The following is a 15,134-nucleotide window of genomic DNA, read 5'->3' as shown; positions in this document are numbered from 1 at the left end:
ATCGAGGCGCCTCAGCGGATCTCCGTCCTCGGCTTCGACGACCAGTTGATGGCCGAGTGGCTCGGCCTGTCCACCGTCGCCCAGTCCCGCTTCAACAGGCCGCGCCGCCGCCGAACTGGCCCTGGAAGTCATCAACGACCGCGAGACGGACCACGGCCGGCATCGTCCTGCCCATCCACCTGACCCCGGGGAACGACAGCTCCGCCGCGCCCCTCCCCGGCGAGCAGGAAAGTTCCCGTGGGCTTCCACAGGGCGCAGGTCACACCCGATAACTCCCCCATCACTGCCTGACTGCAGGCGCAACTTCACCATCCGGGCCACCGGTCATCACCCGGTGACTTCCGGTGAGTGGCCAGGGAGGCGGGTGCGGCCTCGGCCCTGACGCCGGGCTGATCGTGGCCGGTTGTCGGACGTCGCCGATCGTCCTTGCCGTGGGCAGGGTGACCGGCGACGTCTTCGGCTCAGGCGGAGATGTTGGATTGCGTTCGCTGCTTCGTGCTGGTGGCGGGTGTTGGGGTGGGGGCGGGGCGGCGCAGGGTGAGGGCGATGGCGACGCCGAGGAGGGTGAGGACGGCGGCGGTGAATCCTGCGGTGCGCAGGCCGGGGACGAGGTCCGGGCCCGTGGTGGTGTGGACGCCGGCGTTGGCGATGGCTACCAGGATCGCCAGGCCCACGGCGGAGCCGATCTGCTGGGTGGTGGAGGCCATGGCGGAGGCGATGCCCTGGTGGTGGGCGTCGACGCCGCTGGTGGCCGCGACGAACATCGCGGTCCAGGCGATGCCCTGGCCCAGGCTGAGCAGGATCACTCCGGGCAGCAGGATCGGGTAACCGCCGGTGGGGGACATGGCCATGGCGAGGACGGCCATGCCGGTGCCGCCGACGAGCAGGCCGGTGATGACCGTGGTGCGGGCGCCGAGCCTGCCGAGCAGTTTCTCGCTCAGCTTGGTGCCGACCATGCCGACCAGCGCGGCGGGAATGAAGGCCAGACCGGTGGCGAGGGCGCCGTAGCCGCGGACGTTCTGCAGGTAGACGGTGAAGAAGTAGTACTGGGCGCCGAAGGTGCCCATGAAGACGAAGGTGATGCCCATCGCGGCGACCAGGCTGCGGTTGCGGAACAGGCGCAGCGGCATCAACGGGTGGGCGGCGCGGGCCTCGATGAGCAGGAACAGTCCGATGAACAGCGCCCCGCCGAGCAGGGCGATGAGGGTCTCGGCGGAGCCCCAGCCGGCTTCGGGGCCCTGTACGACGCCGAAGACAAGGGCGGTGAAGCCGATGGTGGCGGTCAGCGCGCCGGCCAGGTCGAAGCTGCGGCCGCGTTCCCGGGGAGCGTCGGCGGGGATGATGGCGAAGGCGGCCGCGGCGGCGCCCAGGGCGAGGGGGACATTGACGTAGAAGACGGCTTCCCAGCCGAGGTAGTTGGTCAGGATGCCGCCCAGCAGGGAGCCGAGCGCCAGGCCGACGGCACCGGCGCCGCCCCAGATGGCGAGGGCCCGGTTGCGTTGGGCGCCCTCGGTGAAGGTGGTGGCGATCAGCGAGAGCGTGGCGGGCAGCAGGAGCGCACCGCCCAGGCCCTGGACGGCACGGGCGGCCACCAGCAGTCCCGGGTCGTCGGCGAGTCCGCCGGCCAGGGAGGCCAGGCCGTACAGGACCAGGGCGGTGACGAACATACGGCGGTGGCCGAGGATGTCGGCGGCCCGTCCGCCCAGCAGCAGAAAGCCTCCGAAGGCGACGGCGTAGCCGCTGACGACCCACTGGAGGTTCTGGGCGTCGAAGCCGACCTCGCGGCCGATCTCCGGAAGTGCGACGTAGACGATGTTGTAGTCGATGGCGCTGATGAACTGGGCGAACGCCAGCAGGGCCAGCAGCAGCCCGGTGCCGCGCCGCGGGGAGGGGGACGACATGGGGATACACAGCCTCTCTGTAGTAAGCGGTTGACCGCTTACATAATGGGTGAAAGAAAGGGGCCGCCCGGGGCGGCCCGTGGGTGCCGTCCGCTAGGCGTGCAGGGTGCGCACCCAGGGGGCGTCGACGGAGGCGGCATCGATCGCCACCATGACGTTGCCGAGCAGGCCGTCGGCGAAGTAGCGGCGGATCTGCTCGTCCGAGGCGCCGGAGACGGCGCGGACGTACTCGACCTGCTTGGCGTAGCAGGTGCGGACCGCTTCGCCGATGACCGGCTCACTCGCGCTGCACTCCGCGTGCTTGAGGATCATGAGCACGTCCCGGTCCGCGATGACCTCGCCGTACGAGGCCGTCAGCGCCCGGAGAACCGCGTCCGGGTCGGTGCTCTGCACCGATGCGGCCGCTGCCGCGGCGCCCTCCCGAAGGCGGTCCGAGCAGTAGTCGACCAGGGCGGCGAACAGCGTCTCCTTGTCCTTGAAGAGCCGGTACAGGTAGCCCTGCGAGATGCCGGCGGCCTTGGCTACGTCCATCGTCGAGGTCCCGTAGTACCCGCGCTCGGCGAATGTCTTGATCGCCGTGCGCATGACCGTGGCCCGGCGCTCCTCGGCAGTGGAACGCTGACGCATCCTCGTTTCCATGTAAGTAATTAACCACTCGCATCTGAGGAGTGTCAACCTCGCCGCTGACTCGCACGAGCACGGGAGTGGTCAACCGGACTTCTGACTGAGCACGCTGGTTGGCCGCAGAAGTCAGGCGTCGAAGCGACGACGGGCAGCCTCGATGTGACCGAAGTACCGGCGGGTCCAGCCGCACATCCCGTCGACCGTCGCTCGCAGAGCCTGGCCCGGCTCAGTGAGGGTGTATTCGACCCGCGGCGGGATGGTGGGGTGCACGGTGCGTTCGACCAGGCCGTTGCGTTCCAGCATGCGCAGGTTCTGGGTGAGCATCTTGTGGCTGATCCCCTCGATCTCGTTGCGCAGTTCGCTGAAGCGCAGGGTGCGGCCACCGAGTCCCTCGACGATCAGGAACGCCCACTTGTTGGCGACGTCCGAGAAGATCTCCCGCGCCAATGAGCCCGCACGCGCCAGGTCCGTGTCCTCGGGCGAGCCTGTGAGCTGCTTGGTCACCATCAGGTTCTCCAGTCACTGAAAAGTGCGTTCTTCCACTTCAGCCACCACTCTCCTACGGTGCCTGAGTAACCACAAGAGACCGAGTGGTCGGGGCGGACCCGAACCCACGGACGCTCAGGACGAGGAGACAAGCGCCATGGCCATCGCCTTTGTGAACCCCAGCGGACTACCCAAGATCGACGTCTACCGGCAGGTGTCGATCGCATCCGGGTCGAGGCTGGTCTTCATCGCCGGGCAGGTCGCCTGGGACGCCGCGGGAGTCACGATCGGCGAAGGCGACCTTGCCGCCCAGGTCGAGCAGAGCTATCTCAACGTCGGTACGGCCCTGGCCGAGGTCGGTGGCTCCTTCGACGACGTGGCGAAGCTGACCCTCTACGTCGTCGACTGGACCCCCGACAAGATGCTGCCGCTCCTGGAAGGTATCTCCAGAGCAGCCGCGAAGCTGGGGATCACCCCGGCCCCGCCGACCACGCTGATAGGCGTTGCGGCCTTGGACGTCCCCGACCACCTGGTCGAGATCGAAGCCACCGCGATCCTCGACTGAACAGATGGCATTCCCTCGCGGTGGTGACCACCGCCCGGACTGCGGCGCGGTGCTCGGCCACCTCACCGCCGCCGGCGAGGACGCCGAGAACGCTGCTCAACGCCGGGCCGTCCGGAACGGGCAACCCGCCCCGGGCGACACCACACACCAGGTGTGCATCGTCCTGATGTTGGACCTACGGCATCCCGGCTCGCTCCGGGTCGCCCTGCCTGCCGTGAAGCCCGCGGCGGCGTCCACGCCGACGGAGGTCAGACTCGCGTAGGCCCGCGTCGCGGCCCGGACCCAGGAGATCCAGTCGCAGGTCGACGCCCTGGAAGCCTCCGGCATCCACCGCCTGCTCCACGAACGCGGACCCGCAGGCGCGAGCGGCCCGTAGCTGATGACGACCAGGCGCCGAAGCAGGAATCGGCCGGGCTGAGGGCTCGATCTCGTTCCGGCCCCGGTGTAACGGTGCCAACCCACCGTTCTTGTCGGTCGCTACGGCCGTGATCGCTGCCGGGCGGCGAGGTAGGGCGCCCAGCTGTTCCCGGCGAGCTGGGACCAGCGGTGGGCGGTCGCGGGGCTGATGCCGAAGAGGTCGGCAACGACGATCGGCGGCAGGTCGGTGATGGCCTCCATCAGCGCGGTGTTGCGTGCAGCGCGTACAGGAAGGCCGTGGTGCTTCATCTGGTCGGCCAGACCAGCGGGGTTGCGGGGGCGGCCGGGTACGGCGCCCGGCAGGAGGAGACGCCGGTGGCCCTGCGGGGGCTGTGAGGCGTGGAGTTGGGCGATCTGCTCGTCGAGCAGGGTGGCCAGCGCCGGCGGAAGCAGTACCGGGTGGCGGTCGAGGGTGAGGTAGGCGGTCTCGGCGTCGCGGTGGAACTGGTCGGTGGTCAGTTCGACGATCCGGGTCAGGGGTAGGGCGTAGAGGCGGACCAGGGCGCCGATGATGCGCATGGGCAGGGGAAGGCCAGTGTCGGTCAGGCAGCGCCGCAGTTCGGCCTGGTGGGTTGTCTCATCCTGGAAAGTGCCGGGGAGTTGGGTCGGCCGGTGTTGGATCTCCAGGTCGCGGACGATGCGGCGGGCGTGCACCCAGCGGACGAACGGGATGAGGCGGCTGCGCTGGGTCGGATGCGTGCTCGCCCATTCGTCCAGGTGGGCCTGGGTGAGGTCGCGGAGGTGCAGCTTCTGGGTGTCGAGCCAGGTGAGGAACTTGATGGTGACGCGGATGTCGGTGCAGTCGCCCTTGTAGGCGGCCAGGCTGTAGCGGCCGCGGGCGGCCCGGCGCCGGGCGTCTTTGACGATGCCCCACTCGGCGAAGGGCCGCACCAGGGTGACGTGGTGCGGCGGGAGTTGGGCGAGTTTGGCGGCCAGCCAGGTCTCCAGCCGGGCGAGGTTCTCATGCCGGGGGGGCAGGACGCTGGCCATCACCAGCAGTCCGCGGACGTAGGCGGTGTTCGCGTCCGGCGGGAGCGTGTCCAGGGCGTGGTGCGTGAGAGCATCCGGGGACTGGGCCAGGCGGGCCAGCAACCGCGCGGCGGGGCTGCGGCGGATCCACTCCAAGACCGGGTAGTGGTTGGTGACGTCGGTGAGCACGGCCTCCAGCGGCGCAAGGCCAGCGGGAACGTTGCCGCTGGAGTCGGTGAGGAGGTCGTGCACCTTGTGCCGCAGTGAGCATCCCGGGCACCGTCCGTCCGGCCGCAGGTCCGCGCTGACGTGGCACGCCGCGCATGCCCCGACGACACCACCGGGGGTACCACCCTGGGCGCAGCAGGTCGCGCACAGCCCCGACTCGCCGTCGTCTGTGATCCCGACCAGGATCCGGGTGGCGGAGCACCCGGCGCAGGGCGAAGGGGAAGCCCGCCGTCGGCGGTAGCAGGCGGAGCACACGGGCCCCAGTGGCCAGAAGATTTTGACCGGCCGTTGCCGCCCGCAGATTCCGCAGTCGCGGAGAGGCCGGGGAATGCAGGTGTCGCAGTGGAAGGCGCCCCGGCCACGGTCGATGTGGTTTCCGGCGCGGATGCGGCCGCACACACTGCATTCCTTGCGCGGATGCTGGTAGCAGTGCTGGCAGATGTCCGGCCGGCCGCCAGCGGCCTTCACCGAGATCGGTCCGACGATGCCGCAGATGCCGCACGTCCGGGGTGGGCTTGTGTAACAGCTGCCGCAGACCGGTCCCTGCGGGGTGACGGCGTTGACGCGACGCTGCCGTCCGCACCCCGTACAGCGGCGGGTGGGGGTGGGCGCGCAGGTCCAGCAGACCTTCTCGCCGTCGGCCGCGCGGTGTTCGAGCAGGGCCAGGCGGCCGCACCCGGGACACGGCAGCTTCACGCTCGTCTCCCTGCGATGGCACGGTTCGCAGATCGCTCCCTCGGGCCGCCGTGCGTACATGGCCCGGACCAGCCCGCACCGGGCGCAGGCCCGCCGCCGGCGCCGGTGGTAACAGGACGAGCACACCCTCCCCTCTGGCGTGTCCTGGGACGGCAAAGGGTCCGTACGGCGGCAGTCGGCACACGCCACCTTCGCCACCACGTCCCCGTACCCCGCCTCCACCAGCAGGTGGGCCAGCCGGACCAGCGGGCGCGGACAGTGGGGTGAGGGCGAGGCCAGCGCCCGCGGGCAGGAGTCGAGATGCGCGGCGAGCCGAAACGCGTTGGGCCCCTTCCACGCTTTCGCCTCCTCCAGAGCCGCCTGCGCGGCGTCCTCGCTCAGCGCAGGTCCGACCGTGGAAGACAGGTGGACCAGCAACCGAGCGCGCACCTGGGCGAGTTCGGCCCGCAGGCGCAGCTGGTCCGGCGTCGGCGGCCTCACCGCCCACCCGGCCGGCGCACCACCGCACGCCGCGGCTCAAGCGGCACTGGCGAAGGCACAGGAGCATCACCGTCGGCTGTCTTCTTCACCTGCGCGTTGACGACCACCGGCGTGATCAGGTCATTCGGCGTGCACTGAAGGATGTCGCACAGCGCGACCAGCGTGTCCATGCTCAGCCGCTGCGGCGGCTGGGTCACCAGCCGGTACACCTGCTCCCGCGACAGACGGATACCGCGCTCGGTAAGCAGCGGCACCAGATCCGACGTCTGGAACAACTGCTGCGCCGCCATCAGCTGGCGCAGATGCCACTCGTAGCCCATCTTCTTGATCACGAGGTCACGTCCCAGTCGTCGCCCAGCCGCCTCTTCAACGAAGCCTCCAGCAACTGGTTGCGGTACTCGTTCGACACCCCCATGTACACCGCCGTGGTCGAGGCATGGGAGTGCCCGACCTGCTCCTGGATTATCTTGAGTTCGCTCGCCCGATAGGCCTTTGACCTCGTGGTTCGCGTCGCGGTGGTTGTCCGTGACGTAGCGGATGAGGGCACTGGGAGGCCTTTCAGTACGGGCCGATCGATATCGATCTGGGATGGGAGCAGTTCCTTTCGAGGGACCACTGATCTGGAATACGAATGATGACGGACCGCGCGCAGGTCGCCGGTTACTGAGGCACTCTCCTAATTGCAGTAGTGCTCCATGACGTATGGCAGGTGGTGCGCCCACCTGCCATACGTCACCAAGTCGGGCGCGGTCAGCGTGCAGTCGTACGGAACGTCGTCGGTGAACTCGATGAACAGCGTGCACTGCAGGCTGGTGCCCTTGAGGGTGTAGCTGATGTTCGCGATCTCGTTCCACGGGAAGTCGAAGCTCGTGTCGTGGGTGCCGACCAGCTTGATCTCGACCCCGTGGGCATCGATGACCACGGCGCGTTTGCCGTCCTCGGCGTGGAAGAACTCGGCGTCCGCGGAAGTGGGCTCCCAGGTCGTTCCAGGGCGCTCCTCGGTGGGCGCCGCCACGAGGGTGGGCGGTAGCACCACGAGGGTTGGTGGGTGAGAGGCGTCCACGACCCCGGTGAACGCGTCGAGCAGTTGCTCCGTGGTGGGCCGGTGAGCCGGGTCCTTCTCCAGACAGGCTCCGACGATCCCGCGTATGCCATCCGGGACCGGTGAGAGGTCCGCCTCCGCGTGCACCGAGCGGTACATCAGCATCACCGGTGCGCCTTCGCCGAAGGCGCTGCCGCCCGCCGCCGCCACGAGTACGGCACCGAGGGCGAACACATCGGCGGCGCCGGCCACTTCCCGGCCTTCTGCCTGCTCGGGTGCGAGATAGCCGGGGGTACCGAAGGCGTGGCCTGTCATCGTCAGCCGGGTGGACTCGATGGCCCGGGCGATGCCGAAGTCCAGGACCCGTGGACCGTCCGGCGCCATGATGATGTTGCCCGGCTTCAGGTCCCGGTGCACGATCCTGCACCTGTGCACCGCCTGCAGTGCCTCCGCCAGCGCAGCGCCGAGTTGTCTCAACTTTTGTTCATTCATGGCCCCTTCGGCGGTGATCAAGTCGGCGAGTGTCGGGCCCGGCACATACGAGGTGGCCAGCCAGGGCGGCTCTCCGTCCGGATCGGCGTCCACCACCTGCGCCGTGTGGAAGCCGCCGACCCTTCGCGCCGCGTCCACCTCGACCCGGAACCGGGCCCGGAAGGCAGTGTCCGCGGCCAACTCCGGTCGGACGACCTTCACCGCCAGCAGACGCCCGCCGCGCGACCGGGCCAGATACACCGTGCCCATCCCGCCCGCACCGAGTTCCCGCACCACGGCGTACGATCCGATCCGTTCCAAGTGATCCTCCCCCGAATGCCCTTCACGTCTTCTTGTATCTACCGTGTCCCCTACGTACCAGCCCTCGGGGGTCTCTCGCCTCGGGGTTGGCCGCGCACATGAAACATTTACCCGGCCCACCACGTCATTGAGGTGAAGTCGATGCGAGCGGGTTACTCTCACTTCTGGGATTGCCCGCTCCTGCTCGTGGTGGGCTGGCGCGACTCGTCGCGATGCGTTGTTCGCCGAGTGCACGGGCGAGTTGCTCGCGAAGTTGCTGGTTCTCCTCGGTGAGCCGCCGGATGCGGGCGTGGGCGGCTTCGAGGCGCCGCAGCAAAGATGCGTCGGAGGTGCGCTGACGTACGGGGACCGGCGATCTGGGCTCCCGGCGGTGTGCTGCCCGCAGTCGCTCGATCTCCGCTCGCAGGTCAGGCTGGGCATAGAGCCACGACCGGGACACTCCGGCCCGCTTCGCGACGGTCTCGAAAGTGACCGGCTCACCAGCCGCATCGAGGGAGCGGAGGGCCTGGACGGCCTTGGCACGGGTGTACTCGCTGCGGCGGCGGGCAGCGTCGACGATGTGCCGGCTGTTGTCAGCTCGCATCGGCGGTCGCCTCCGGCTGCTCGGGGTCGTCTTCCAGACCGGTGATGATCTTCTCCAGGCTGCCGAGGACCTGGCGGTTCATCTCGACCACGCGTGCCTGGCCGCGGGCCTCGGCTGCCGAGACGATCTGCAACAGCTGCTGCCGTTGCTCGCGGTGCTGCGGCAGGAACTCGAGGGTGGTGACGAACATCGGGCAGGTCAAGCAGGCATTGGCATGAGAGGGCTTCTCGAAACCGAGTGCGGGGCTGGTGGTTCCGTACGGGTGTGCTGTTCAGGTGATTGTGGCCGCGTGGGGGCATGAAGGCAGGGCCTCTCGGTAGCACAGAGGGTGTCTACGCCACTGCTCACAGGGAGGCCCTGTTGTCGCAGTTGTATCGGTCTGCTGGCAATGAGTCCATTCCGGACACGCGGAAGTGCGACTGCTTCGCCCACACGTACGGCAACGCCGCGGACAATCCGTCCGGTGGGCACTGCTATCCGACCGACATGAAGGACGCGGAGTGGGACGCGATCGGCGAAATGATCCCGGTACCGGCGTGGGCCGAGGGTCGGGGCGGCCGACCAGAGGAGTACTGCCACCGGGACATACTCGATGCGATCCGGTATGTGGCGGACAACGGCGTGAAGTGGCCTGCGCTGCCTGCGGATTACCCTCCGTGGAAGGCGGTGTACCGGTTCTTCACCCGCTGGCGGAAGCAGGGGCTGATCGGCGAGTTCCACGACCGGCTCCGCGCCGCGATGCGTGAAGCTCAGGGCCGGGATGCGGAGCCGACGGCAGGGGTGATCGACTCACAGTCCGCGAAAGGCACTTCGACGGTCGAGGCCGCGACCAGCGGCTATGACAGCGGGAAGAAGATCAAGGGCCGTAAGCGGCATCTCGTGGTGGACACCCTCGGCCTGATCCTGGCGGTCATGGTCTCCCCCGCCTCGACGGCAGACCGCGACGCCGCCCAGGACCTCCTCTCCCGGGCCACCAGGCGGCATCACCGGCTCAAGCGCGTGTGGGCGGACAGCGGATACACCGGCATGCTGGTGGGCTGGTGCGCGAGGGCCCTGAACCTGATACTGACCGTCATCCGCCGCAGCGACGGCCACAAGGGCTTCGTCGTGCTGCCCAAACGGTGGATCGTAGAGCGGACCTTCGCCTGGCTCACCCGGTCCCGGCGTCTGGCCCGCGACTACGAGCGGCTGCCCGAGTCGTCGGAGGCGATGATCCTGTGGTCGATGACCATGGTCATGACCCGCCGTCTCGGCCGCCGCCGCAGGTGAACCGGCCCGGCACCGGCTCGTGCGCCCATCCCCGAGCAACGAGCCGCTTGAGCTTGCACCGCACGCCCTCCGTCTTCGCCGGAACAACCTCCAGCCCCAACAAGGCAGTGATCTCACGACAGTTCAGCGGCTGGCCGCCAGTGGCACGACATTCGACCAGCAGGCCCATGACCTGCTGATACTCCGGCGCCAGCACCTCGGCCGACAGCCCCTCCCTCCAGGGAGGAACCACCGACCCGGGCCTCACCGCAGGCGGCGCCGGGACCTCACTCACCTCCGGCGTCTTCCCCGCCTCACCGTCCTGGCTTGCGGGTTCGCTCCCGTCCCACACCTCGCTGACCCGTCTGCGGGCGATCAGCCACTCGTCCCATTCCGACTGCGCCGCCTCCAGCTCGGCCTGCAACTCCTCCACTCGCTTCCGGGCCGCCCGCTCCCGCTCCTCCAGCCGCCCCAGCACCGATGCCATCACGCACCTCCAGCACGCCACTTCCATGGACGCACCGGGCCTACCTCACCCACTACGGCACTATGCCTGACCAGCACGAACCCAGCCCCCACACTCGGTTTCGAGAAGCCCTCTGAGGACATGTCCGTTGCACTGGCAGGCCGCAGTAGCCGTTGGGCAGGGCCTGGGTCACGCGCCCGAGCCGCTGCTTGGCCCAGGTGGCCCCGGCCAGAGGCCCTTCGGGATCGACGGTGACGCTCTCGCCCTTGATGTTGACCTTGCGGGCCTTCTCCCAGTGCCGGCGGACCGTGGAGTCGTGCAGCCGGGCATAGTGGGCGGTCATCTCACCGGAAGAATGATCGAGAAGGACGCGTACGACTTCCTGCGGGACATCCCGGTTGATCAGCCTGGTTCCAAAAGTATGACGCCATTGATGGGGTGTCAGATGGACGGGTCGGCCGTGTTCGTCCTGGACGTCACACCGCTCCAGCCAGCGATCGAGCTGGCCTCGGTAAGAGTGCGTGGTCAGTGGCCGAGTGCCGTCGGGATTCATCCGTGGCGCCGGGAACAGCCACCGGCTGCCGCCGGGCCAACGCTCAAGGACGCGCTGTTGCTGGGCGACGATCTCGCCCTCGATCTCCTCGTCGATGGGGACCAGGGCTTCGCGTTTCATCTTCCGGTTGAGGTAGCGCAGGTAGGCGGCGCCGTCGGCGTCCCGGATGACGCAGTCGTAGGCCAGGTGGCAGGCGTCGCCGACCCGCAGCCCGCAGCGCATGAGGATCAAGGTCAGTGCCCGGCCGTCGGGGGTGTGCCACCGGTCGAGGTTGGCGGGCTGTTCGACCTGGGCCATCACGTGCTCGGCCAGCCCGCGGGGCATCCGCTTGTCGGGGCGGGGGAAGTCATCGGGGTAGAAGGTCGCGTTCGCCGGGAGGCTCTGGTCCCAGCCGTGGCGGCGCACGGCGTGGAAGAAGGCGTTGAGCGAGCTGATGTCCCGGCTGCGGGAATGAGTTGAGCGTGGGTCCAGGGCCAGGTTGGCGAGGTAGCGTTCCAGCACGATCCGGTCCACGCGGGCGAGCTCTTCGGTGGCGGCGTGGGGGTCGGCCAGGAAACCGGAGAACCGGTTGAGGGCCAGGAGGTCCACGACGGCCTGGTTGACGCTGCGGCCGATGCTCAGCCGCCATCGCACGAACCGTTTGGCCAGCTCACGTAGCCACGGCTGGACGATGCGGTCGAACCGCAGCCGTGCTCGGGTGCCCTCGATGCCGAGTCGGCGAAGTTCCCACACGTCTCGCGGGAATTCGCCCTCCCAGCCGCTGCCGTGGGCGAGGTCCTCCAGGTGCGTGTATGCATAGCGCAGGAAGGCCAGCTGACCGTTCTGGCTGTGGCTGGAGCCGCGTCCGGCGGCGTAGTATTTGCTCCACCGCTCCATCGGCCACTCCAGCAACGACGCGGTGCCGCTGGCAGCGACCAGCCGGATCACCGGGGCCACGGCCGAGCTGTGGGTGTTGACCTGCCGTTCGTCGTGACGACACTGAAGGGCGTATTGCAGCTCCAGCCGCAGCTGCCGTTTCCCCTCCAGAGGCCGGAAGTCGAACCGGTCGTCCCCGGCAGCCTCACAGCGGTGCACGAACTCCTCGATCTCGGGGCTGCCGACGGCATACCAGCGGGACTTGTGGTTGTGGCAGAACGGCGACTTCCCCTGGGCCCACAAGGTGCAGAACGACAGCCGGCAGACCCGGCGACTGCTGTCCTCGACGGTCGGCAGGCCGGCCACCCACGTCCTCTTGTTGGGCTTGCCCGCTCGCTCCCAGAAGCCGTGGTGGCGCACGCACAGGCCCTGCCGAGCCGCCCCGAAGCGGCATCCGGTGACAGCACATGCCGTCAGCTCCGACCGCCCGACCGGGTCGGCCCCGGGGTCCGCGATGAACGCTTCGACGTCCGGTTTCCCACGCCGCTGCCAGCGGTAGTAGTGGCCCCGGCAGAGCTGGCGGGTGCGGGGCTGGCGCGGGCATCCAGGGACTCGGCAGGATTTCAACCCGAAGATCAGTTCCCCAGGGGCGGGGATAAACACGTCCACGCGGAACTCCGGCCGGACGGCGGCCATCAGTTTGCCGAGCAGCCCAGCGCCGGGCGCCGGAGCGGCAGACATCGTGTCGCTCACCAGCGCACCTCCCGGCCGGTCAGGAATCCCGCGGCCTCCAGGGCTCGGCGGGCGTCTTCCACGGACAAGTGGCCGTAAATGTCGTGCGTGGTGGCGATCGAGGAGTGTCCGAGCAGAGTGCTGACCACTTCGATCGGCACCCCCTGCCGCAGGAGCAGGGTAGCTCGGGTGTGCCGGAACCGGTGGGGATCGAAGTCGAACCCGATCTCACGCCGCAGCCGCAGCACCAGGTCGTAGACGGACGCGTAGGTCAGCGGGCGCCCGTAGGAGCCGCCCCAGAGGTTGACGAACATGTAGTCGCTGTCCAGGTCTCCGTACTCACCGTGCAGGTAGTCGGCGTAGAGCCGCACGATCTCGGGACCGACGGGCACGGTGCGGGGAGAGGCGGACTTGGCCCGTGCCCGGTTGTCGTTGATCCGCGGCGTCACGGTCAACTCGCCTGCCGCCACGGCCAGATCCTCGTGGCGCAGGCCCAGGGCCTCGCCGATCCGGATCCCGGTCTCCCACAGCAGCGCGAACAAGAACCGGTCCCGCAGCCGGGTGCAGGCGTCCAGGATCGCCTGGACCTGGGCGGCGGTCAGGAGCGTCGGATGCAAGCGGGGCGTCTTCAGCTTGATCGTGCGGCGTCGCTCCGGCTGGCCGCCGGCCAGGTGATACAGAAATGGCTTCCAGCCCGTGCGCCGGGCCCGGACCGGCTGCAGCTCGGTGACGAGATCGCCGAGATCCACACCGTGGCGTGCGTGGAAGACGTACAGACCGCTGACCGCGGACAGCTTCCGGTTGACCGTGGTGACCCCGCAGTGATGTTCCGCCGCGGGCAGCAACGTGACACCGCCGTCGCGGCCTGCGGGCGGCAGCCGGAGCCAGGCGACGAACTCGCCCAGGTCCTCCAGCCGGACCTCGCGCCAGTCCAGACCACGTCGGTCGAGGAAGACGAACCAGTCCTTCAGATCATGGGCGTATGCCTTGATCGTGTTCGGCGACCGCTCGATGTCGGTCAGGTAGGCCAGGTAACGCTCGATCGGCTCGACTATGCCGCCCTCATCGCCGAGGACCGTCCACGACTCAAGCGGCGAGTCGGGCATCAGCACCCGTTGCACCAGCATCAAACCTCCCGGAGGACTGCGTGATGGACGGCGGTAGATAACCACCTCCACCACACAGATCTCCGCCCGCCCCGGCCTCGTGCTGCACGTCATGGACACACTGCTGAGGACTCAAGAGAACCTGCACGAACCGCGCCGGGTAACCGAACTCCGTCAGATGCGTGATGTAGCTGTGCCGCAGGCAGTGAAGATCCAGGTCCTCGTCCAGACCGCCGTCCGTCCGGGCCGCGACAAACGCCTCGTTGATCGACCGAGGCGAAAGGCGCCCCACCCGCTCGGTCACCCACAATGCCGGATGCCGACCCGGTGAGAAAGCAGGCCGGATCTCCTCGATCCACTCGCCCAGCACGTCCACCGCCCAGTCCATCTCCGGCACCAGCAGCACCGACCGGCGCTTGGGCGGAGCCCCTTTGGACGACTTGCCGTACCGGACCGTCATGCTCCCGAAGCGGTCGAACTCCGGCGCTGAGCGGCTGCGTCGCAGATCGACCAGATCCACCCGCGACGACTCCGTGCGCCGGGTGCCATACGCGTAGATGGTCTTGAGGACGGCGGCGTCCCGCAGCGCGGTGAGCGCCCCCTTCCTGCCCTGGCCACGGATCCGCTTGACCCGCGAGTCCGCCGCGTCGAACAGCGCCTGCACCTCGTCGTAGTCCAGAGGCCGGCGGCGCGGATCGCCCTCGTACTCCACCGCGTGCAGGACCGAGTTGCCCTCATGGAAGACCTCCTGGGGCGCCTCGCCGAACCGGTCCAGACACAACTCCACCCACCCGTACCGCGCATCCAGCAGGTACTCGACGAACAAGGCGATCATCACCTCGTAGGTACGAGCCGTGGAGAGCTGGATCGGTTTTGGCCCGCTCCGCAGGCTGGCGATGAACGCCTCACCGTCCGCCGGTGTCCACTGCCACGGATACAGCCCCGTGAACTCGCCCATCCGCTGCACCAACCGCAAACGCGGGCCGATCGTTTCCTTCTGTAGGACCCTCGCGGCCTGCTGCCTCGCCCACCCTTCACGCATCGCCGAGAACACGGCCGGTTCCGGATCGAGGTGGACGACATTGGAGACCAGCGCCAGGGGCGCGGTACCAGGAGCCTCAGTGATCACCCGCCTGTTGTATCCGACGCAACATCGATGCATCTGGTATTCGCCAGCAGGTCACCGCTGCGAGTGACTCCGCAACCACCCTGCTACCGAAGCGTTGACCACGACAGAACGGCGTACGGCCGCCTGTAGCGGGTTGCGCTCGATGCAATTCATCCTGATTCCGCTCTTGGTCCACCACAGCCGGACCTGCTCGTAGCCGTTCACGCCACCCAGCGCCTCCTGGTAACTGGGTGGAGGTCAAAACTCAAGCTAGGGCGTGTAT

General features: G+C 68.6%; 15 protein-coding genes. 3 read left to right on the top strand and 12 right to left on the bottom strand.

What is annotated here, in order from left to right:
* Positions 1 to 461: 461 nt before the first annotated feature.
* The 3 genes from ACWY4P_RS00505 to ACWY4P_RS00495 all read right to left on the bottom strand — a co-directional run bounded on the left by ACWY4P_RS00505 (position 462) and on the right by ACWY4P_RS00495 (position 3,032).
* Entirely contained in the window at positions 462 to 1,901 is a 1,440-nt protein-coding gene (locus tag ACWY4P_RS00505; RefSeq protein ID WP_266592038.1) for an MFS transporter, read from the bottom strand.
* A 93-nt stretch (positions 1,902 to 1,994) separates the two neighbouring features.
* A complete protein-coding gene (locus ACWY4P_RS00500) occupies positions 1,995 to 2,528 on the bottom strand; it encodes a TetR/AcrR family transcriptional regulator (RefSeq protein ID WP_456208096.1) in 534 nt (177 codons plus the stop codon).
* 123 nt (positions 2,529 to 2,651) lie between these two features.
* Positions 2,652 to 3,032, bottom strand: coding sequence for a winged helix-turn-helix transcriptional regulator (locus tag ACWY4P_RS00495; RefSeq protein WP_456208095.1), 381 nt, complete (start codon positions 3,030 to 3,032; stop codon positions 2,652 to 2,654).
* 136 nt (positions 3,033 to 3,168) lie between these two features.
* Between ACWY4P_RS00495 and ACWY4P_RS00490 the strand changes: the two genes are divergently transcribed.
* On the top strand, positions 3,169 to 3,576 hold the full coding sequence (locus ACWY4P_RS00490) for a RidA family protein (RefSeq protein WP_456208094.1): 408 nt from the start codon (positions 3,169 to 3,171) through the stop codon (positions 3,574 to 3,576).
* A 4-nt stretch (positions 3,577 to 3,580) separates the two neighbouring features.
* Entirely contained in the window at positions 3,581 to 3,838 is a 258-nt protein-coding gene (locus ACWY4P_RS00485) for a hypothetical protein (protein WP_266592034.1), read from the top strand.
* A 215-nt stretch (positions 3,839 to 4,053) separates the two neighbouring features.
* Here ACWY4P_RS00485 and ACWY4P_RS00480 read toward each other — a convergent pair whose 3' ends face one another.
* The 5 genes from ACWY4P_RS00480 to ACWY4P_RS00460 form a co-directional block, all read right to left on the bottom strand.
* Entirely contained in the window at positions 4,054 to 6,366 is a 2,313-nt protein-coding gene (locus ACWY4P_RS00480) for an XRE family transcriptional regulator (protein WP_456208093.1), read from the bottom strand.
* Complete coding sequence (locus ACWY4P_RS00475) at positions 6,363 to 6,698, bottom strand: helix-turn-helix domain-containing protein (protein WP_456208092.1); 336 nt, start codon at positions 6,696 to 6,698, stop codon at positions 6,363 to 6,365. Before ACWY4P_RS00475 ends, ACWY4P_RS00480 begins: the two co-directional genes overlap by 4 nt.
* 344 nt (positions 6,699 to 7,042) lie before the next feature.
* Positions 7,043 to 8,200 (bottom strand): serine/threonine-protein kinase, encoded by a 1,158-nt coding sequence (locus ACWY4P_RS00470; RefSeq protein WP_456208091.1) that lies wholly within the window; start codon positions 8,198 to 8,200, stop codon positions 7,043 to 7,045.
* Positions 8,201 to 8,324: 124 nt separating this feature from the next.
* On the bottom strand, positions 8,325 to 8,783 hold the full coding sequence (locus ACWY4P_RS00465; protein ID WP_456208090.1) for a DUF6262 family protein: 459 nt from the start codon (positions 8,781 to 8,783) through the stop codon (positions 8,325 to 8,327).
* Positions 8,773 to 8,973: a hypothetical protein gene (locus ACWY4P_RS00460; protein ID WP_456208089.1), complete on the bottom strand. Its 201-nt coding sequence runs from the start codon at positions 8,971 to 8,973 to the stop codon at positions 8,773 to 8,775. Before ACWY4P_RS00460 ends, ACWY4P_RS00465 begins: the two co-directional genes overlap by 11 nt.
* Positions 8,974 to 9,143: 170 nt before the next feature.
* Here ACWY4P_RS00460 and ACWY4P_RS00455 point away from each other — a divergent pair, with 170 nt between their 5' ends.
* Positions 9,144 to 10,052, top strand: coding sequence for an IS5 family transposase (locus ACWY4P_RS00455; RefSeq protein WP_456208088.1), 909 nt, complete (start codon positions 9,144 to 9,146; stop codon positions 10,050 to 10,052).
* On the opposite strand, the gene ACWY4P_RS00450 is transcribed toward ACWY4P_RS00455, so the two are convergent.
* The 4 genes from ACWY4P_RS00450 to ACWY4P_RS00435 are packed head-to-tail and all read right to left on the bottom strand — an operon-like array spanning position 10,018 to position 14,872.
* On the bottom strand, positions 10,018 to 10,518 hold the full coding sequence (locus ACWY4P_RS00450; protein ID WP_456206375.1) for a hypothetical protein: 501 nt from the start codon (positions 10,516 to 10,518) through the stop codon (positions 10,018 to 10,020). The genes ACWY4P_RS00455 and ACWY4P_RS00450 overlap by 35 nt on opposite strands.
* A 52-nt stretch (positions 10,519 to 10,570) precedes the next feature.
* Entirely contained in the window at positions 10,571 to 12,658 is a 2,088-nt protein-coding gene (locus ACWY4P_RS00445; protein ID WP_456208087.1) for a tyrosine-type recombinase/integrase, read from the bottom strand.
* Positions 12,655 to 13,764, bottom strand: a complete 1,110-nt coding sequence (locus tag ACWY4P_RS00440) for a tyrosine-type recombinase/integrase (protein ID WP_456208086.1) — start codon at positions 13,762 to 13,764, stop codon at positions 12,655 to 12,657. The genes ACWY4P_RS00445 and ACWY4P_RS00440 overlap by 4 nt, the downstream gene beginning before the upstream one ends.
* Positions 13,724 to 14,872 carry a tyrosine-type recombinase/integrase gene (locus ACWY4P_RS00435; protein WP_456208085.1) on the bottom strand — a complete coding sequence of 383 codons (1,149 nt, stop codon included), beginning with the start codon at positions 14,870 to 14,872 and terminating at the stop codon, positions 13,724 to 13,726. The genes ACWY4P_RS00440 and ACWY4P_RS00435 overlap by 41 nt, the downstream gene beginning before the upstream one ends.
* Positions 14,873 to 15,134 lie beyond the last annotated feature (262 nt).

The sequence above is a fragment of the Streptomyces sp. LZ34 genome, from assembly GCF_053890475.1.
Note: the sequence above shows the minus strand (reverse complement) of the source record. Positions and strands in the feature narration are given on the sequence as shown.